General features: G+C 45.8%; 9 protein-coding genes. 6 read left to right on the top strand and 3 right to left on the bottom strand.

All coding sequences use genetic code 11. From position 1 onward, the window contains the following. The first annotated feature begins 318 nt into the window (after positions 1 to 318). Positions 319 to 12,843 carry a retention module-containing protein gene (locus RH46_RS05895; RefSeq protein ID WP_006878469.1) on the top strand — a complete coding sequence of 4,175 codons (12,525 nt, stop codon included), beginning with the start codon at positions 319 to 321 and terminating at the stop codon, positions 12,841 to 12,843. A 47-nt stretch (positions 12,844 to 12,890) separates the two neighbouring features. Here RH46_RS05895 and RH46_RS05900 read toward each other — a convergent pair whose 3' ends face one another. After that, positions 12,891 to 13,508, bottom strand: a complete 618-nt coding sequence (locus RH46_RS05900; protein WP_040895292.1) for a TetR/AcrR family transcriptional regulator — start codon at positions 13,506 to 13,508, stop codon at positions 12,891 to 12,893. Between the two features lie 103 nt (positions 13,509 to 13,611). On the opposite strand from RH46_RS05900, the gene RH46_RS05905 reads away from it, so the two are divergent. Further along, positions 13,612 to 14,787 carry an MBL fold metallo-hydrolase gene (locus tag RH46_RS05905; protein WP_006878471.1) on the top strand — a complete coding sequence of 392 codons (1,176 nt, stop codon included), beginning with the start codon at positions 13,612 to 13,614 and terminating at the stop codon, positions 14,785 to 14,787. Positions 14,788 to 14,930: 143 nt separating this feature from the next. Then, positions 14,931 to 16,178 (top strand): MDR family MFS transporter, encoded by a 1,248-nt coding sequence (locus RH46_RS05910; RefSeq protein WP_006878472.1) that lies wholly within the window; start codon positions 14,931 to 14,933, stop codon positions 16,176 to 16,178. 30 nt (positions 16,179 to 16,208) lie between these two features. Here RH46_RS05910 and RH46_RS05915 read toward each other — a convergent pair whose 3' ends face one another. Next, entirely contained in the window at positions 16,209 to 17,312 is a 1,104-nt protein-coding gene (locus RH46_RS05915; RefSeq protein ID WP_006878473.1) for a mechanosensitive ion channel family protein, read from the bottom strand. Between the two features lie 194 nt (positions 17,313 to 17,506). Between RH46_RS05915 and RH46_RS05920 the strand changes: the two genes are divergently transcribed. Continuing rightward, entirely contained in the window at positions 17,507 to 18,169 is a 663-nt protein-coding gene (locus tag RH46_RS05920) for a potassium channel family protein (protein ID WP_006878474.1), read from the top strand. After that, positions 18,166 to 19,533, top strand: coding sequence for a TrkH family potassium uptake protein (locus tag RH46_RS05925; protein ID WP_006878475.1), 1,368 nt, complete (start codon positions 18,166 to 18,168; stop codon positions 19,531 to 19,533). The genes RH46_RS05920 and RH46_RS05925 overlap by 4 nt, the downstream gene beginning before the upstream one ends. Positions 19,534 to 19,537: 4 nt before the next feature. Here RH46_RS05925 and RH46_RS05930 read toward each other — a convergent pair whose 3' ends face one another. Further along, complete coding sequence (locus RH46_RS05930) at positions 19,538 to 19,978, bottom strand: DUF2850 domain-containing protein (protein ID WP_006878476.1); 441 nt, start codon at positions 19,976 to 19,978, stop codon at positions 19,538 to 19,540. 375 nt (positions 19,979 to 20,353) lie between these two features. Here RH46_RS05930 and ppnP point away from each other — a divergent pair, with 375 nt between their 5' ends. Next, positions 20,354 to 20,638 carry a pyrimidine/purine nucleoside phosphorylase gene (gene ppnP / locus RH46_RS05935; RefSeq protein ID WP_006878477.1) on the top strand — a complete coding sequence of 95 codons (285 nt, stop codon included), beginning with the start codon at positions 20,354 to 20,356 and terminating at the stop codon, positions 20,636 to 20,638. Positions 20,639 to 20,763: the final 125 nt, after the last annotated feature.

A 20,763-nucleotide genomic window follows, 5' to 3' on the forward strand; every position in this document is an offset into this window, starting at 1 on the left:
CAGAGAGTGGTCACATAATCTGCTTTGAAGGGAGGAATTAGTGATTAATTTTTTAGGGGGTGTTGTTTGGTAATTAGGGCTCAGAAATCTTAAAAATAAGACGGCAGCTGTCTCATTGTGTAAAAACTAACCCAAAAACAGTTCATCAGTATCAATAATTTGTTTCACTTAACATTTATTAGGGTTATTGATTATAAATAACTCAAATAACCGCTGGAATAAGCTGCAATATTTGCTATTTTGTTCGAATAAATAAAATGATACCAAATGTTTCCATCCCCTTGATATTTACTAAGGGAGATGTTGTGGGGAACCTTTATGGACGTGGATGTTTTGCGCCAAGCTGCTGTAATAAAAGAGATATCTGGTGATGTTGTTATTGTGTCTCCAGATGGGAAGGCACGTAAAGCCGAAGTCGGTGATACGGTAGCTAAAAATGAGATAGTTATTACGGCTAATCAGTCGACTATTCTGATGGAATCGCCAAATACCGCATTTCATCTTGATTCAAATGCTATTGCCACAGAGCCTGAAGTGGGCGAGTGGGGGGCGGTTCCTATTGCTGGAGAGGTCAACTTCGATCTCGCTAATTTAAGCGATAGTGCATTTGGAGAAGATGAATTTGCCGCTATTCAGGAAGCTATCTTAGCTGGCGCTGACCCAACAGAATTACTTGAAGCGACCGCCGCTGGTGGTGGTGCAGGCTCAGCGAACGCGGGCTTTGTGACTATCGACTATAACGGGGCAGAAGTTCTAGCCAGTACCTTCTTTGAAACATCTGGCTTCGCATCTGATAACGTAACCGAGACTGATGACGAAGGCAGACCACTTGTTTTTGCTGCCGGTGGTGAAAGTATCAGTGAAACACTGGTTGAAGGTTCTTTATCTCAAGGCACCTACCCACAAACAACAACCAGCTCCGTAACCATTTTTGCTGGTGATCTCCCTCTTGATCCAACCTCTTTTGTTCCCAGCGAAACCTCACTTGCTTCGCTGATTAGTGAACTTAACAGCGATATCACTTCTAACGGACAGTCAGTCACCTTCAGCTACGACGCTGCTGAAAACGCCATTGTAGGTGTTTTAGGTGGCGAAGAAGTACTCCGCATTGATATCGATACCAGCAATCTTGGTAAAGACGTTGTTCTCGAACTTACCACCACGATTTCTCAGCCAATTGATCACGTTCCTTCTGTTGGTGGCGGTCAGGTTGCTTTCGACAATGACCAGATTGTAGTGTCTTTCGAAATTGAAGGTAAAGACAGTGGCGGCAACTCGATTCGAACGCCAATTGATGCCCAGGTCACCATCGGGGATGGAGCCAATGCTGAATTTACCTCGATTGATAGCGCAGATGTTTATGAAGCGGGCCTGAGTGATGGCTCTGGTGTTGGAGCAACAAATACAGAGTTTAACGGTACTCTCAATGGAGCATTGGGCAGTGACCAGGTGACTGAACTGCAGATTGATGTTGATGCCTTTAATGCGGCGCAGCAGGATTCAGCGATCACCTCACAAGGTCAAACCATTATTCTGGAAGCCGTTGATGGCCAGCCGGGTGTGTATTCAGGTTATATCTTACTTGAAGGTGTGCGAGTTGATGTACTCAAGATCACTATCGGTGATGTGACCAACAGTGACACTTCATTTAGCGCGGATTACAAAGTAGAGCTTCTTGATGAACTTGATCAGGGTCAGCAGGGCATGGACACGATCGCTATTCCGCTACCCGTATTCGCGATTGATGCAGATAACGACCAGTCACAAAGCTCTCAACTAGTGATTAACGTTGGCGACGATGTTCAGGTCGTTGTCGACGGTAGTTTGACTGTCACAGAACCAGATTTCGGCGCCACTGAAACCAGCAATGAAATTGATGTGATCAGCAAAGCTGGTGCAGATAATGGCGAAGTCACCTCATTTACTTTTGATGGCAAAGAGTACCTCCTGGAAGAGGGGAAAACTGAGTACTCAGTGACGGATGGCACAGTTAAGATCTCTACTGATGGACAGTTATCATTCATCGCCAATAGTGACCTCGACCATTCTGCGAGCGATACCATCAAGCACACCATTGTTGTCACTGTAACGGATAAAGATGGCGACGAGCTGACCAGCACCGTCGATGTTGAGATTGCTGACGGTAAAAATCCTGTGATCAACAGCATCACAGCGGTCGACGTATTTGAAGCGGGTCTGAGCGATGGCTCGAAAGTGGGTGATACAGACGTAACTGCCAGTGGCACCATTGACTTTACCACTGGCAGTGATGAAGTCGTCGCGATGGGGATTGATGTTAAAACATTCAACGACTCATCGACCCTGACATCAGGCGGCAAGGATGTGCTGCTTGAAGAAGTATCTGCAGGCGTTTATCGCGGTTATATCACTGCCAGTGATGGTAGCAAAGTTGAAGTACTGACGATTAACCTCGACCAAAACAACCTTGGTGAGTACAGCGTCACATTACATCAAGAAGTGGATCACGCGACTCAAGGTCAGGACAGCCTTGCGGTAAGTATTCCTGTCTATGCCGTAGATAGTGACAATGACCATTCTGCTAATAGTCAGTTAGTGATTAACATTGGCGACGATCTGCAGGTTGTTACTGACGGTAGTCTGAGCGTCATCGAGCCGGATCATGTTGGTACGGAAACCAGTAACCAGATTGATGTAATTACTAACGCCGGCGCCGATAATGGTGAAGTAAGCTCGTTCACATTCGATGGTAACCCGCAACAAATCGTACCGGGGCAAACGGAATATTCAGTTACTGATGGTACTGTGGTGATTACGCCTGATGGTAAATTATCATTTATTGCCAACAGTGACGTTGACCACTCAAGTAGCGACACTGTTAAGCATACTATCGTTGTTACGGTAACCGATAATGATGGCGATGAGCTGACCAGTACAGTCAATCTGGAAATTAAAGATGGTAACAATCCGGTGATTAATAGCATCAACGAGGTTGACGTATTTGAAGCTGGTTTGAGTGACGGCTCGAAAGTGGGTGACACTGATACGACTGCCAGTGGCACGATTGACTTTACAACAGGTAGTGATCAAGTCGTCGCAATGGGCGTTGATGTTAAAGCGTTTAATGATTCATCAACGCTAACATCAGGTGGTAAGGATGTGGTGCTTGAAGAAGTTTTTGCTGGCGTTTATCGCGGCTACATCACCACAGACGATGGCAAACAAGTCGACGTACTATCGATTACCCTCGATCAAAATAAACTTGGTGAGTACAGCGTCACTTTGCTTGAGGAAGTCGACCATTCAACTCAAGGGCAAGACAGCCTTACGGTAAACATTCCGGTTTATGCCGTTGACAGTGATAACGACCATTCGGCGAACAGCCAGCTAGTGATTAACATTGGTGATGATCTACAAGTGGTCACTAACGGTAATTTAAGCGTTACTGAACCTGATCATACTGGTACTGAAAACAGTAACCAGATTGATGTGATTACTCAGGCTGGTGCAGACAATGGTGAAGTCACTTCGTTTACTTTTGATGGCACTAAGTACCCACTTGAAGAGGGTAAAACCGAATATCCAGTTACCGATGGCACGGTAGTGATTACCGCTGATGGGCAGTTATCCTTTATTGCTAACAGTGACCTTGACCATAAAGCCAGCGATACCATAACCCACACCATTGTTGTGTCAGTTAAAGATCAAGATGGTGATGAGCTGACCAGCACAGTTACACTCGAAATTGCTGACGGAAAAAATCCAGTCATCGATAGTATTACATCAGTAGACGTGTTCGAAGCTGGCCTGAGCGATGGCTCTGGTGTTGGCGACACTGATATCACAGCGACGGGTACGATTGACTTTACTACTGGTAGTGATCAGGTTGTTGCGATGGGAGTTGATGTCAAAGCATTCAATGATTCATCAACACTTAAATCAGGCGGTCAGGATGTGATACTTGAAGAAGTATCAGACGGTGTTTATCGCGGCTACATCACAGAGAACAACGTTAAAGTTGACGTCTTAACTATTAAGCTCGACCAAACTAAGCTTGGCGATTACAGCGTGACACTGCATCAAGAAGTCGATCATGGTGCACAAGGTCAGGATAGCCTGGCTGTGAGTATTCCAGTTTATGCGGTCGACAGTGATAACGATCATTCAGCTAACAGTCAGTTAGTGATAAACATTGGCGATGACTTACAAGTCGTTACTGATGGTAGTCTGAGCGTTACTGAGCCGGATCATATTGGCACTGAAACCAGTAACGAGATTGATGTGATTACTGAGGCAGGGGCGGATAATGGTCAAGTAACGTCGTTTACCTTTGATGGTAAAGAGTACACGTTCGAAGAGGGCAAAACCGAATATGCCGTTACTGACGGTACGGTCAAGATCACCGCAGATGGTCAATTATCATTTGTTGCAAACAGCAATCTTAACCACAAAGTCAGCGATACGATTACCCATACCATAGTTGTTACCGTTACCGATCAAGATGGCGACAAGCTAACCAGCACCGTCAATCTGGATATTACTGATGGTAATGACCCAGTGATTAAAAGCATCACAGCAGTCGATGTGTTTGAAGCCGGATTGGGTGACGGCTCAGGTTCAGGTGCGACTGACATTACCGCAGAGGGTGTGATTGATGTTACCACTGGCAGTGATCTAGTTGTCGCACTGGCCGTCGATGTTAAAGCATTCAATGATGCCTCGACCCTGACATCGGATGGTAAAGACGTAGTGCTTGAAGAGGTTTCTGCGGGTGTTTATCGCGGGTATATCACTGAGAACGGTGTCAAAGTCGATGTATTGACTATCACGCTCGACCAAGACAAGCTTGGTGAGTACAGCGTGACACTGCACAAAGAAGTCGACCACCCTACGCAGGGGCAAGATAGTGTTGCCGTGAGTATCCCGGTTTACGCAGTAGACAGTGATAACGACCACTCTGCGAATAGCCAGTTAGTGATCAACATCGGCGATGATATGGCCACGATTGAAGGCTTTGCTGATGGGAGTAAATTCAAAGTCAACGAAGATGATACCGCTACAGGTTCTTCACCGGGTCAGGCGTACGTTACCGGGGAGTTTGTTACCACTCAAGGCGCAGATACGGTCGTTAAGTACGAGTTAGTCAATCTCGGTAACTCTGAAAGCGGCCTTAAATCAGGTGGCGTTGAAGTGACAATTCAAGATGTCAGCACACCGACGGGTCCAACGGTATATCACGGTGTCGCCAATGGTATCGTGGTCTTTACTCTTGAGTTAGAGAGTGACGGCAGCTACACCTATAGCCAAATTAAAGCACTCGATCACGCTCAGGGTGAAGATAGCTTAACCATCCCATTTGATGTGGTCGCAATTGATCGTGATGGGGATAAATCCCAACCTATTCGCCTGCCGATTGAAGTAATCGATGACAAACCAACTTTGACTGGTACCACGGGTGGTACACAAGTCGATGAAGATGACTTATCTGGAGTGGGCTCAGACCAGAGTCAGAGCACTCACGTTTCCGGTTCGTTTACCGTAACCGAAGGGGCAGATAGTGTTGTTAAATATGAATTAGCCGATGCTGATAAAATTCTCGAAGATTTAACCAGTGGCGGTGAAGACCTTTCATGGCGACCCGTTGCACAGAATGGTACCGAATTTAGTTATACCGCAGAAACTGCAAGCGGTGATGCGGTGTTTACCATCATTTTTGATACGGCTGACAATAGCTACCGTTTCGAACTGCTTAAATCCCTCGACCACCTTGCTGGTGACGGAGAGAACACTCTTCAGATCGATTTTACTATTAAAGCCACTGACTTTGATGGCGATGAAAGTAATGTGATCACTTTGCCTATTCGAGTGGTTGATGATATTCCAACCTTAACGGGACAGGCACTTACCGCTGAAGAGGGAGAAGGCTGGAGTAGTATGGTCAATATGTTTGCTGACCAGACTGATAAAGGCGCCGACAATGCTTCTCTGACCCAAATTGAAGGTACCCAAGATAGTCATGGTGCACAAATTGTCTTTGATGATGGTCATGGTGGCTATACAAGCGTTGTAGATTTAACCCACGGTTCTCAAAGCTTGTTTGTTTTCGAGCAGACCACAGGTTCAGATGGTCAGGTTAGCCAGCGCCATATAGGTTGGTTAGTGGTTGATTCTAATGGCGAAGTGACATTCGCTGCGGCGAAAGATCTAGAGCACAGCGGCGAAGAAATCAACTTCACAGTTAATGTTACGGCGACTGATGGCGATAAAGATACGTCAGTGGTGCCGTTAGACATTACCATCACAGACCATGAAGCAGAACCAATTGCCCTTAAGGTTGTTACTTTCGAGGACGCTGGTCGTGACTCGCAAATCAACTATGCCCCGGGCGATGCGCCTGAGTGGGAAAATACTCAAGATAACCAAGGCGGATTGTCTGACTCACCCGCGAAGGTCGAGTTGTCTGTTGACCTATTTGATAGAGATAACGCAGAAGATATTGGTCAGTTGACCATTGAATCGGGCAATCACCATGGAACCTTCTATTACCAACAAAATGGTGTGTTCTACAAGCTAGAACCTAATGCTGATGGAGACATCATTTTTGATGGCTCGGTTCTGCAGCAAAGCTTTACGCAAAATGGCGGTCATACTATTGCCACGATTGATAACCTCTACTTTGTTCCGGATCGTAACTTCTCGACTGGTGGCAAAGGCGTTGAAATCAATTACCAGTTACAAATTGATAATAATGGCAGCAAAGACCATACCCTTGATTCTAGCTTCAATATTGAGATTGAAAGTGTCGCGGACATCGCGACCTGGGATGACGCTAACAGTCAATACCATTACTCATTAACCGAAGATGGTGATAACGCAAAAATAGATATCCAGGCAGTAACGCAGGATAGCAGCCGACCAGAGACCATCAGTTATGATCTCCGTGTTACTGCAGGTGAAGGCAATTTCGAGCTGGTGGACAAAGATGGTAATCCTCTGACTCCAGATAGTCATGGTGTTTATCATGTTTCATCGGCAGACATTAATACCATTCAGGTCAATCCAGCGGATAACTTCTCAGGTACGATTAAGCTTGAAGCCGTCGCGGTTACCAATGAGACTAAGAACCCACTATCAGGTAAGGGTGAGGCTCACTCTCAGCCTCAAGAACTGATCTTTGATGTTGCACCTCAAGCGGATAAAGGCAGCTTTAGCGTCAACCGCATCAACATCTTCGAAGATAATGCTGCCACTCAAGATACCCTTGATCCGACAACTGATCGTGATCCGCTGACTCTTGATGAAGTGATTTCAATGTCACCATCGCAAGATACCGATGGTTCAGAAACCCTCTACGTGCGTATCTCAGACATTACTGAAGGTGCGGAACTAGCTTGGGCTGGTAGTGGTGCTAGCCAGATCACTCAAGTGACGATCAATGGTGTAACCTACCAAGAAGTCCCTTATGACCAGCTTCAAAATGTAGAAGTTATTCCAAAGCTGCACAGCAATAATGATTTCAAATTTGACGTTACCGGTGTTGTTAAAGACAGCGCCTCTCTGAGCAGTGGCACTCAGGTCAGTGAGCAAATACTCGGCACTAAAACGGTTAACGTTGAAGTGAAAGGTGTGGTTGATCTTCCTCAGGGTAACACTACGGATTCAGGTTGGACAAACTTCGAAGAGAATGGTGTTGATGGTGTCGATGGTGTCGAAATCACCATTAAGGAAGACCAAGAAGCAGCGCTCAACTTTACCATTCAGTCTGGAGAACACGCTGACAACGCTAACGATACTTCTGAGTCGGTTACCGTGCTGTTATCGAATATTCCTCATGGCGTTGTCATTGAAGACAGTGATGGCAAGGTGATAGATCTCAACTTCGTCGGCTATGAAAAGAATCCGGACGGTACGCCAAACCTCGATAAGCCGATTTATGAAGCCAACATTACTGGCGAACAGAATGAAACTGGCATTGTCATCAAGCCAGTGGCCTCGTCGACTGAGAATATTGACCTTAAGGCCACTGTGATCGTAACGGAAAATGATGGCCACAGTCGTAGCTTCGAGCAAATTGTGCGAGTCAATGTTGAGCCTGTCATTGATACCAACCTGAATTACAAAAATGAAACTTCAGTTGGCCTTGAGGACTCCGCTATTAGCATCAACTGGTATCCAGAAGGTAAAGATTATCCAGATAGTGATGAGCACTTTACTTCGATTACTATTAATGGAATTCCAGACGGGTCAGTAGTGAGAGTAGATGGCAATATTGTTGCTGTCGAATCGGGAACAATAGTGATTACAGGCACTGAGCCGTATGGTGATTTTACTCAACAAGCTTTAAAGCCAGGTTACATTCAAATCACTCCGCCGAAAGATTCGAGTACTGACTTTGACCTGACGACCAAAGTTGAGATAGAAGAGCGCGATCATGAATACAAAAGCGATCATATTGTTGGAGAAGGTGGTCGTGTAACCGCAACTCTTAACGGGTCGGTTCATGTTGAAGTGCGTCCTGTCGTCGAGCCTGAAAACGCTGATAACAGACTGGTTGTGACCAATGAAGCAGGTGATGCTATCCAGACGGCACTTCAAGCGGATGGTAACGGTCAGATTCGATTCACTACCAACAATGACGATACTAAGACTGACGGTGAATATGTTGTTAAGTATCAAAATACTGACGCTTCATCTGAAGAGGTCGTTGATCAGGTTATTATTCAGCTGACTAACACTGATGGCACTGCGTTGTCTGATGCTGTTCTTGACCAACTGGTGGTGACGGGAGCTGCATATGAAGGTAACGGACGTTGGATTATTCTTAACGAAGAGCAGTTCAGCATTAGTGCACCGAATGGTCTAGATCTTGGTACGAGCAACGCTATTAATAAGCTTACCTTAGGTATTTACACCAAAGTTATCGATGAGGGTGAGGATGACAAAGAGAACTCACTGATAGATCGTCTAGATAGTTCTATAGAGCTGTCATTTCCTAAAGATCTTACTTCAGATAATGGCGAAGCTGCGTCGATTGCTATTGGTGACAATCTGATCATTGATGCAACAGAGGATATTCAGGTAGATTTGGGTCATCAACTTGATAGCATCATAACCTTAACCCCACCTTCAGGTACTGAGTTTGCTGATGAAGTGACTATCGTCATTCCACATGATGATCAGTCTGTTCCATTCACTATCAGTGGTGCAGAAGTAGACTTTGTCAATGGTAGTTATGTATTCCAGACTCACATTTCAGCGGATGGCACTATCGAATCATTCGATGGCTTGATGCTGAATCTACCAAAAGATTATTCGGGTGATTTTAAGTTGCCGATTGAGGTAATCACTAAAGATACTATCTCCGGAGATGAGAATAAGGCCACCGTAGATTTGGTTGTGAAAGCTAATCCAGTTGCTGACGTGGGTGATGACAAACCTTCGATCACTGTTGAAGTGACGGGTTCACTGGATAGCGCAGGCAATCAGATTGATCAGAATGGTGATGGTAACCCTGACAAGGTTGGCTACGAAGACAGCTATATTCAGCTCGATTTCGACCAGCAACTGGGTGATACCAATAATGGTGGTGTCGAGGGTGGTAGTGAAGCATTTAGCTCGATTACTCTAACGCTTGCCTCCCCAGCAGAGGGCGCTTTCTATGAAAAAGTGGTCGCTGCTGATGGCAGTGTGACGTTTAACAATCTCGGTACTTCGGTCACCTTCGATAAGAGCGAGATTGACGCGGGTGCGTTAGACAATATTTTGTTTAAGCCGACGAAAAATTACCCGACTGGAAACGACGATAATAAAGTCGCAATTAACATTACGGGTACGGTGACAGATACGGCTACCTTCGATGAAAGTGGCTCTACAAGCACAACCAGCCACTCTGGTGATTTCTCTACCAGTGTCGAGTTTGAAGTGGTGCCAGTGTTGGATGACGTGGTTGTCACTGGTCCTGAGAACAGTTCTGGCCAGATAGAAGTATCAGGTACTGAAGATCAGCCTATTTCGTTGAGCAGTTCCGGTAATGTATCTATCTCACTGACCGATACCGATGGTTCAGAATCGTTTGTGTCAATTAAGTTCACAGGTGTACCAGACGGCTTCCAGTTCACAGCGGAACCTGGCAGTGGTTATACGGTTAAAAACAATGGCAATGGTGAGTGGAGTGTCAAACTACCTGCGGGCAGCGCTGACAGTCTGGATTTAACAGCGATATCGGTTGTGCCTCCGAAACATTTCAGTGGTTCGGCAGAGTTTGGTGTTAGCGTGTTCACTCAAGAATCGTTGCTAGGTGTGCCAACGGAAGCTGCGAATCTGCCTAAATTTGTTGTTAATGTGGCTCCAGAGGGAGACAGCATTGATACCGATGTAACCGATTCAGTTAGCGGTAACGAAGGTCAGAACATTGATATCGCCATCAACGCATCTGTGGTTGATAGAGCAATGTCAGCGACCGGAGGTGGCACATATAACGAAAACGCTCCGGAAACGATCCGCGTAGAAGTAACTAACGTACCTGCAGATGCGTCAATTCTTTATCCAGATGGTACTCCAGCCAGTTACAATGCTGCGACAGGTACTTGGACATTGGAAGTTGATGCTCAGAAACTGGACAAAATCATCTTCAATTCAGGTCAACATAACAGTGATACGGGCAATGCATCAGGTATTGATAGCCCGATTCATATCTCAGTTCAGTCAGTGGATAATGGTGCTCTTGGGCCTAAATCTGAGTTCGATGTAGAACTGGTCATTGACCCAGTTAACGACCAGCCAACTTTCGTCAATGTGATTGATCTTGAGACCACAGAAGATGTAGTGGGTGGCCTGGCGATTAACCAGTTTGGTATTGCTGATATAGATGCGACCTATGATGACCCTGATGCCACCTACGAGTTGACGCTACAAGTGAATTCAGGAACGCTAGAGTTCCTGAGTGATGCCAATGTTAACTTTACCATCGCGGCTGATGGTAGTCTTGTTGCCACAGGAAAACTGGCTGACATCAATGCTGCGTTGGCTGCTGGTAAAGTCATCTTTAAACCTGATGCCGACTTTAACGGGCCGGTTACTGTGACAGCGACTGTCGATGACGGCGGTAATAACGGTACGATTGATCCGGGTGATAGTTCAACTTCTTCAACCAATCAGACAACCTTTGTGATTAACGTTACTGAGGTAAATGATGCGCCTGAGCCGAAAGACTTTGACTTAGGTGATTTGCCAGAAGAAGGCAGTCTGACCATCAGCGTACAAGACTTGATTGATGGCACTTTTGATAAAGAAGGCGACACAATCAGCGTTGAAAGTCTGACCCTCGTGGAAGGTCAGGGCTCCTTAGTGCAACAAGGTGATAACTGGGTGTTTGTTGCTGCGAAAGACTACAACGGTCCGGTGAAGATTAGCTACGTGGTTAAAGATGATGGTACGACCGATGGTCAAGCGGATCATCAGACGGGTACTGCTGAGATTACCTTCGACGTAACTCCGGTTAATGACAAGCCGGTATTGGATATTGACGACATTACTGCGCAGATTGATGAAGATGCGAACCAGCAATTGAGCGGAATCTCAGTCAGTGATGTCGATTATGTTGGTGCTTCTGCTAATGACCTGATGACGGTTACGCTAAGCGTCGATGACGGTACACTTTCTCTCGTTGCTCCTGCTGGTTCGAGTGTTACTGCGACAGGTAACGGTAGCGGTACTCTGACGTTGTCAGGTACGCTTGCTGACCTGAACGCGTTACTTGATAAACCAGGTAGTAGCACGGTAGGAGTGTTTATTGATGCGAGTTCTGTGTCAGTAAATAGCGTCGATCTGGAAGTCACAGCGAAAGACAGCTGGAACTCTTCAGGTCTTGCGCTAGAGGCTGAACCAAAGAACTACACCATTACCGTTAATCCAGTCGCGGATGCGCCAACTCTGGCGCTTGATAGCAGATATAGCTTCAACAAGAACATTACTGCAACACAAAGCGCCAGCACGAGCGGAATTGCGATCGTAGGTATTATGGCGGCGTTAACTGATACAAGCGAAGCACTCACATTAGAAGTGAGGGATGTTCCTGCCGGTGCGACGATTGAGAGCACTACAGGTTCGGTAACTCTGGTCGGTGATGTATGGCAAGTTTCACCACAAGCGATTGAAGGTTTAACCATCAAAGGCGCTACTGAGGGAGATCATACGCTGCAGGTGACTGCGGTATCGCATGAACTCGCCCAAGATGGAAGCATCATTGATCAGGCTGAGTCGAGTAACCATATCGAGATTAAACTCAATGTGGTCGACAATATTGCTGACTTAGAGATTAACCGTGCCTCTGAGACCGAAGCGGTTCATCTCGATGGTAGTGGTTCAGATAGCACGCTTACTGGTGGCAGTGGTAACGATCTATTAGTCGGCGGTGCTGGTAATGATACCTTAATTGGCGGAGCTGGTGATGATCACTTAGAAGGTGGTGACGGTGATGACACCCTTTATGGTGGCTTAGGCTCGGATATCCTTGTCGGTGGTACAGGCATGGATACCTTTGTCTGGGATCATATCGATGATGGTTCACTCGACACCATCAAAGACTTCCAGGTGAGCGAAGGTGATAAGATTGATCTGCGAGAAGTTCTGCCAGAGCTCAAGCAAAGCTCTTTGGACATGGACAGTCTGCTGGAACATTTAGATGTCAAGGTCGACGGAGACAACGTTGAACTGAGCATTCACCCAGCAGGAGCGGGTGCAGAAGAACAGTCGATTGTGGTTGAGAATCTGGCTCACCAATTAGATAGTGGCTTCAGCGCCATGTCGCAGGAAGATATGGTTTCATCCCTACTGCAACACGTGATGGTTCACGATAACAACTAATGTACGACGCCCCTCACTGAGGGGCGTTTTTATCGTTGAGTGCTGATTTATTTATTGGCGTTGACCTGATAGGTTGCAACAAAACTTGCGACCGCCATCTTTACTGCTTGCTCAACCTGTTGGCAGGTTGGCGGAGGTAAATGAGCGATCAACTGTGGCCAGAAGATGACAGCTTTAATGCTGCCGATATACTGTTCAATTGCCGTGCCAATATCTGGTATTTCCAAAACGCCAGCATCAATACCTTGCTGGGCCCATCTCTGTAGTCCGTATGAGTCTTCGATAGATTCGAATTTACTCACCAGTAGCTTAGATGTTTCCTGACAGCGAATACATTCCGCCATCACGAGACGAGCGGTGATCTGAAAATCCTGATTGCTGATATAACACATCTGCTTAAGTGTAAATTCCAGCAGCTGTTGGTCGACAGGTTGCGAGGGTTCAAATTCGACTTCACACTGCTCATGAAAGCGACACATGAGATTATCGACAATCACATCAAACAAGGCTTCTTTATTAGGATAGTACTTGTACAGGGTGCGCTTAGAGACGCCTGCATGTTTAGAAATACCCTCCATACTGGCCTGATTGAAGCCTTTTTGAGAAAAAACTTCAATCGCAGATCTGATGATATCTTCTTGTTTTATATCACTTCTTTTTATCATTACGTAAACCTGAATAAATAAAAGTAAACGCATGTGTTTACTTTTTCTCTGGTAGTGCCTAAAGTATACACCATCGTTTACTTTTTTGGATAGTGTACTTGTGATGACTATGGGTAATGTGATTAAAGCCTCAGTAATTTCAGTGTTGGGTGTATTGGGCTACAACCAATGTATTGCAGATGATGGGGATCAGAGCCGTCGACAGAGTGAGTTGCAAAGAGCGGAACGTATTGCGCAGTCAGCACAGTTCAAAGATGGCAAAGCAATCACAAGAATGCCAAGTGTCGCTTCATCAGAGAGTACATTAGAAGTTATGAGGCAGTTTTTCTTTGAAAGAGCCTCGTTGAAACCCAGTCACAAACTCCCTCACTATCCAACCAATCTTACTCAGTTGAAGCAGAGAAGTGATCAGATGCGTGTGACCTGGCTTGGTCATTCAAGTTTATTTATCGACCTGGATAGTACCCGTATCCTGATTGATCCTGTGTTTGAATATGCGTCGCCTTGGATTGCTAAGACTCTGTTTAATAGGAACGTAAATGCGCCTCTGGAGCGTGAACAGCTACCGGTTCCTGATGTTATTGTTATATCTCACGATCACTATGACCATCTAGAAGAGTCTACCGTGCGCCACTTTGCCAACAAGGATGTGAAGTTCTTTGTGCCTCTTGGCGTGGGGCGTCACCTGGAGTCGTGGGGGGTAGCTCCGGGCAAAATCAATGAGTTCGATTGGTGGCAAGAGGCAAACATCAATGGCATAACATTCACCTCAACGCCAGCCAACCATAACTCTGGCCGTACGGGTTTCGATTCTAACTCGACGCTGTGGTGCTCGTGGGCTATCAAGGGGCAAAGTGGTTCGTTTTTCTATAGTGGTGACAGTGCTTACGATGACCACTTTAGCCAGATCGGTGAAAAACTGGGGCCTTTCGATCTTGCTTTTATTGAAGTAGCGGCCAATGTCAAAAATGGTCGCGGTTTTCCAGTTGAGAACTGGGGGCATATGCAGGCTAGACACACAATGCAAGCTTTCCAAGACCTTAATGCTGAACAGCTGTTTCCTGTTCATTGGTCTACCTATGAGTTGTTTGCTCATAAGTGGGATGAACCTATGACAGACTTGATAGCAGAAGCTCAGACGACGGGTGCTCATCTGGTGACACCTATGGTTGGAGAGACATTAGAAGTAACAAAACAAATGAAAACAACATTTTGGTGGAAAAACTTGCAATATAACCTGGCAAGTGCACGTTTAAATACTGATAAGTTATACAATTAACCATCTAATTATTAATGTCTTTTTCCATTAAAGCCTGCTAATAGCAGGCTTTTTTACATTCTCATGAATAAACCTTTTGTTTACATTAATTATTTGTATACTGATGTTAACAATATGAAACAGGTTGGCTTAAGGAGTGGCGTATGGAAAAAGAGCAAAGTCTATTTGAATGGCAAAGAGTAAAGCGCTTCAACCTACCTGTGTGGACCGTGCTTATTGGCGTATTGATAGCCAGAACCAGTTACTTTATGGCGTGGCCGTTTCTGGTCGTATTTCTCTATCAGGATTACAACGCATCGGCGATAGAAGTTGGCGCTATGTTAGCCGCTTCAGCGCTAATTGGCTCACTGGTAGGAGTTTATTCTGGTTACCTGTCGGATAAGTTTGGTCGTAAGTGGTTGATGGTCATTGGATGTGTTCTCGGCTTTGTGGCTTACAGTGGTATCGCACTTGCCAGCGAAATGTGGCACTTCCATCTGCTCATTCTACTCACTGGTTTCATGCGCCCAATGATTGATGGGCCAGCTAAAGCAGTGATTGGGGACTCTTTACCCGACCTTAAAGATCGAGAGTTGGCGCTTAACTTACGTTACTTCCTACTCAATATCGGTGGCGCAGTGGGGCCTCTTATGGGCGTGACGCTGGCGCTAGCCCAACCGCAGAGTCTTTTTCTGATCACGGGCTTTACTCACCTTTTCTATGCGTTTTGGATTCTGTTTGGTGTTGAACGTAAGAGCGCCAAAGTGAACCAGCAAGCGGGTGAAACCCTGTTACCTGATTTTACCCAGACTCTGAAAGTCATTGCCCGTGACAAAATCTTTGTACTCTTGCTGGTGGCTAACTTGTTATTGATGTTTGTCTATGCTCAATTGGAATCCTCAGTCCCGCAGGTGATCGTTCGTAGCGGCATAGAGGATGCAGCGAGCCTGATAGCAATGTTGATGGTTGTTAACACCGCGACCATCGTATTATTCCAATTTCCTTTGCTGAAAATGCTTGAGCGTGTTCCGCTATTTTCGCGCACAAGAATAGGCATGGTGTTAATTGCCGTCGGGCAAGTTGCTTTTATCGTTTCACCCAATGATTCAGCCTTAGGGTGGGCAATGGCTTGCTTCATTATCAGTTTAGGAGAGGTGATTACCTTCCCGACACTTAATGTCCAGATTGACCGCCTTGCACCGGCTCATCTAAGGGGATCTTATTTTGGTGCTACAGCCTTGTATTCTCTTGGCTTTGCCATTGGTCCTATTGTCGGTGGTGCAATGATTGAATGGTTTGGTGCCAGCTGGTTGTTTGCGCTCTGCTTTATTGTCAGCGTGACTATGATTTGGCTCTATGCCTTAGCGTCAAAAGTGGAAGATACGGTTGAGCGAGAGGTTGCAATGCAGTAGCCCGATATATCGGGCTACTGGCTATTTTTGTTAGCTGATGAGCTTAGGTTGCTCATCACTTTCGCCGGCATGTTGCGGATCGAGCTGAATCGTCTGAGTTGGAAAGGCGATGTCGGCGCCATGCTGCTGAATAATGGCGTAGATCTGCAGCAGTACGTCCTGTTTCACTTCGTGGTAGCGAATCCAGTTGACCGTCTTAGTGAAGGTGTAGACTAGCAACGTCAATGACGATGGCGCAAAACCGTTAAAGTTAACGATCAAGGTTTGTTGGGCATCTATGTCCGGGTGATTCTCTAGCATCGATTTGATGTCTGAAACGATCACTTCAACCTTCGCGCCATCTTTATAGCGGATGCCGATATTTTCGTTGATGCGTCGGTTGAGCATGCGGGACGGGTTCTCAACCACAATATTACTGAATACGGAGTTAGGGACGTAAATCGGACGCTTATCAAAAGTGCGGATAATAGTCATACGCCAGCCGATTCTCTCGACTGTCCCTTCAATCTGACGATCGGGAGAACGAATCCAGTCTCCGACTTTAAACGGACGGTCAAAGTAGATCATCATTCCGCCAAAGAAGTTAGAAAGTAGGTCTTTCGCTGCCAAACCGACAATTAAGCCACCAACACCACCAAAGGTCAGTAAACCAGACAGGCTGAGGCCAAACGCCTGCATGACGGTTAATGCACCTATGACGATAAAGAACAGCCGCGATACTTTGGCAACCGCTTGAACGGTTGTCTCGTCTCTATTTTTCTGGTTAAGCACGTACTCTTCGATGTTGTTAATCAAGCGCATCGTGATCCAGACAAAGATGCCAATAACCAATATCAGCTTCAAGGTGCTAAGCCAGTTGAGCTTGGTGCCCATATAGTCTTGCAAGATAAAGCCGAGAGAAATGGTCGCAGGCCAACACCAGATCAATGTGCTGACTGGAGTTTTTAGTGACAGCAGGGTGAGATCATCCCAATGAAAGCTGGTTTTACTGACTAGTATTTCGAGTCGACTGTAAACGATTCGCCAGGTTACCCAGGCGAAAAAGCTGGCGACGGTGATGAGCAACACATTGGTGTCCCAGCTTTGCAGCAGAGTCGCCAGTGGTTGAGGCAAATGTGTGATTAACTCGTTCATTTTTAGCTCAAATTCTATCTGTTGTTGAACAAGTATAAGGGTTTGCCTATACCCAAACTAGTGGGTTTGTGCTGGGGCGGGAATGAATACCGCGATTAAAGTTAAAAAGGTGTCAGAATTTCTCATTCAGTTTGATCCCTCACCGTGTCAGGAGCAAACTGCCACATCTTGTCGTTATGCATTAAGGTAAAACCATGAAATCAGGTGATAAACAGTATGCAGTTATCGGGTTAGGTCGCTTTGGTCTTTCCGTTTGTCAGGAACTTCAGCAAGCTGGCGCAGAGGTGTTGGCGATTGATATTGACGAAGACCGAGTTCGAGCGGTAGCCGGCTTTGTTAGTCAGGCTTTAGTTGCTAACTGCACCAATGAAGAAACGGTAGCAGAGCTTAGATTAAGTGACTATGACATGGTGATGGTCTCAATTGGTGCCGACGTCAACGCCAGTATCTTAACCACTTTGGTGGTAAAGGAAGCGGGTGTGAAAAATGTCTGGGTAAAAGCCAACGATAAAAAGCACTCCAAGATTTTACACAAGATCGGTGCTGATCACGTGATCATGCCTGAGCGCGATATGGGTGTGCGAGTTGCGCGCAAAATGCTTGATAGACGAGTCCTGGAGTTTCAGGAGTTAGGTTCAGATCTGGCGATGACGGAAATTGTTGTTGGCTCCCGCTTACTGGGTAAAACACTGGGCGACCTAGCCCTATGTAAAGAGCAGGGAGTACAGGTCTTAGGCTTCAAACGTGGACCAGATATTACTAAAGCACCGGAACTTGATCGTACTCTGGAGATTGGTGATCTGATAATTATTGCCGGGCCACGAGAGACCTTATCTAGAAAGCTGAGTTCGTTATGAGTCCGTTTCAGCGCAGGGATCTTTTCTATGCGTTAGACGCGCAGCAAAAGCAGACTAAGGGCTCTGAGCCAAGAGTCATCCTACTCAGCTTTCTTGGTGTGCTTTTGCCATCCGCGGTGTTGCTGACGTTGCCAGTATTTTCTGTCACCGGGCTTTCGATTACTGACGCTCTGTTTACGGCTACCTCCGCAATCAGTGTGACAGGCCTGGGGGTTGTTGATACCGGCCAGCACTTTACCTTGGCGGGTAAGATCTTGTTGATGTTGCTAATGCAAATTGGTGGATTGGGTCAAATGACTCTATCTGCCGTCCTTCTCTATATGTTTGGTGTTCGCCTTACGTTGAAGCAACAAGCTCTGGCTAAAGATGCGTTGGGTCAGGATCGAAGAGTAAACCTTCGATTGCTGGTAAAACGCATCATCATTTTTGCCTGCATCGCTGAGATGATTGGTTTTATTGTTCTTGCTGTTCGTTGGGTTCCGGAAATGGGCTGGGGACAAGGGCTGTTTTATGCTTTATTTCACGCTATCTCCGCTTTTAATAATGCTGGGTTTGCGTTGTTTTCTGACAGCATGATGAGCTTTGTTGATGATCCGTTGGTGATATTTACTCTGGCTGCACTGTTTATTTTTGGCGGTTTAGGATTCACTGTGGTAGGTGATGTTTCGAGTAACTGGAGAGGTGGATTTCGTTGTTTGCAATTGCACACAAAAATCATGTTAGTTGCCACTCCTGCGCTACTTATGCTGGGGACGCTATTGTTTTGGTTACTAGAGAAGACCAACCCCAATACCATGGCGGAACTCGCTCCTTCGGGTCAGTGGCTGGCGGCCTTTTTCCAGTCAGCAAGTGCCCGGACTGCAGGTTTTAATAGTGTCGACTTGTCCCAGTTTACTCAACCTGCCTTACTCGTAATGATCATCTTGATGTTAATCGGTGCTGGTTCAACATCAACTGGTGGTGGCATCAAGGTATCCACATTTGCTGTTGCTTTTGTCGCAACATGGAGCTTCTTGCGTCAGAAAAAACATGTCGTCATGTTCAAGCGTACCGTTGGCTGGCCAGTTGTGACCAAATCATTGGCAATCATAGTCGTTAGCGGCGCGATTCTGACTATTGCGATGTTTTTACTGATGATTACTGAGCAGGCTAGCTTTGACAAAGTAATGTTTGAAACTATCTCTGCGTTTGCCACTGTTGGTCTGACAGCCGGTCTGACAGCGGAGTTATCGGAGCCGGGTAAATACATCATGATAGTTGTAATGGTGATAGGCCGAATCGGACCACTGACACTTGCTTACATGCTGGCGCGTCCAGAACCAAGCTTAGTTAAGCACCCAGAGGGAATGGTGCTCACGGGGTAGAGGGCTATTTATTACCAAAATGGTCAGAAAGGGCGGCGCGGCGATTCTTCGCTGAACCGCCTCCTTGCATATCAATCGTATTCTCAAATCCTTCTTTGATGAACCGCTGAGTAGGGCTGTTGGGTTCCAAACGTCTCAGTTGTGGAGAATCGAATGTCCCCGCAATCTGATAAACAGACTTGCCACCACCTGTTTTGACCGTCACCCGTTTACCATCAAACTCAAAGTTAGTCGCGATTAATCTGTTGTTTCGATAAACCCCTTGTGCGTTCAGGGTTAGGACTTCGGTTTGATACGGAGGTGCACCGACTTCAATCCATCGACCATAAACATGTTTTGGATGAATATAGTCCTGATAGCTGAAGTAAAGCAGGCTGGCAAAGCCAAGTGCTAATAATACAAAGACGATGGCAGCGGCGGATTTTATGGCAGAACTCTTAGTCATAACAGCAGGTCGTCGCTTTTGAGATGAATACAGCATTAAGCTTGCAAAGGTTTAGAGCGTAACATGATATTGCTTTGTTAATCTTTGAACCTCTGCCCAAATATTAATGTACGAAAACTGGTCTATTACCTAAAGTTTAGCTGACCTGGCGATGCTGGTTCCATTATGGAGGTTAAATTTGGATTTCTATTTTTTTGTAGATAGTTCTCTTAGTGGTTTGTAGATTGCCAGATTTAATCTTGGTTTACTTGTTATGAGGTAGTGGATAATCCACTTAAACACTGGGCTCTGCATCTGGATATTAGTTGCTGACTTTAAGTAATTCCTATAAAACAAGGACTTTGCTTCTATGACGAAATATCCACGGAGAATGAAATGATCAAAGCAAACAGCTATTTTGAAGGACAAGTACAGTCGTTAGGTTTTTCTCAGCAAGACGGTGAGTCGAGTGTTGGTGTGATGGCACCTGGTGAGTATACCTTTGGTACTGCGGCTGCTGAGCGTATGACTGTGGTTAAAGGTGCACTTACCGTTAAGCTGGCAGGCGAGCAGGAGTGGGTAACTTATGAAGCGGGATCATCTTTTAACGTAGAAAGTGACTCTTCATTTGATCTTAAAGTCGCTGTTGCAACGGCTTATCTTTGTGAATATTTGAGCTAATCAATCATGGCCTGATGTATCCTCAGTGTTACTCAGGCCTGTTCAATATGACACTCAAATTGCGACAGTGACTGCCACCTGACATTAACTTTTTCCATTGTTAAATAAAATCAATCCCTTACCTC

This window comes from Vibrio brasiliensis LMG 20546 (assembly GCF_000189255.1).
GTDB lineage: Bacteria > Pseudomonadota > Gammaproteobacteria > Enterobacterales > Vibrionaceae > Vibrio > Vibrio brasiliensis.

Excerpts from the sequence above, each read along its gene's own strand:
- RH46_RS05930 (WP_006878476.1), bottom strand. The coding sequence starts at position 19,978 with ATGACTAAGAGTTCTGCCATAAAATCCGCCGCTGCCATCGTCTTTGTA.
- RH46_RS05915 (WP_006878473.1), bottom strand. The coding sequence starts at position 17,312 with ATGAACGAGTTAATCACACATTTGCCTCAACCACTGGCGACTCTGCTG.
- RH46_RS05900 (WP_040895292.1), bottom strand. The coding sequence starts at position 13,508 with ATGATAAAAAGAAGTGATATAAAACAAGAAGATATCATCAGATCTGCG.
- RH46_RS05895 (WP_006878469.1), top strand. The coding sequence starts at position 319 with ATGGACGTGGATGTTTTGCGCCAAGCTGCTGTAATAAAAGAGATATCT.
- RH46_RS05920 (WP_006878474.1), top strand. The coding sequence starts at position 17,507 with ATGAAATCAGGTGATAAACAGTATGCAGTTATCGGGTTAGGTCGCTTT.
- RH46_RS05910 (WP_006878472.1), top strand. The coding sequence starts at position 14,931 with ATGGAAAAAGAGCAAAGTCTATTTGAATGGCAAAGAGTAAAGCGCTTC.
- ppnP (WP_006878477.1), top strand. The coding sequence starts at position 20,354 with ATGATCAAAGCAAACAGCTATTTTGAAGGACAAGTACAGTCGTTAGGT.
- RH46_RS05925 (WP_006878475.1), top strand. The coding sequence starts at position 18,166 with ATGAGTCCGTTTCAGCGCAGGGATCTTTTCTATGCGTTAGACGCGCAG.
- RH46_RS05905 (WP_006878471.1), top strand. The coding sequence starts at position 13,612 with ATGACTATGGGTAATGTGATTAAAGCCTCAGTAATTTCAGTGTTGGGT.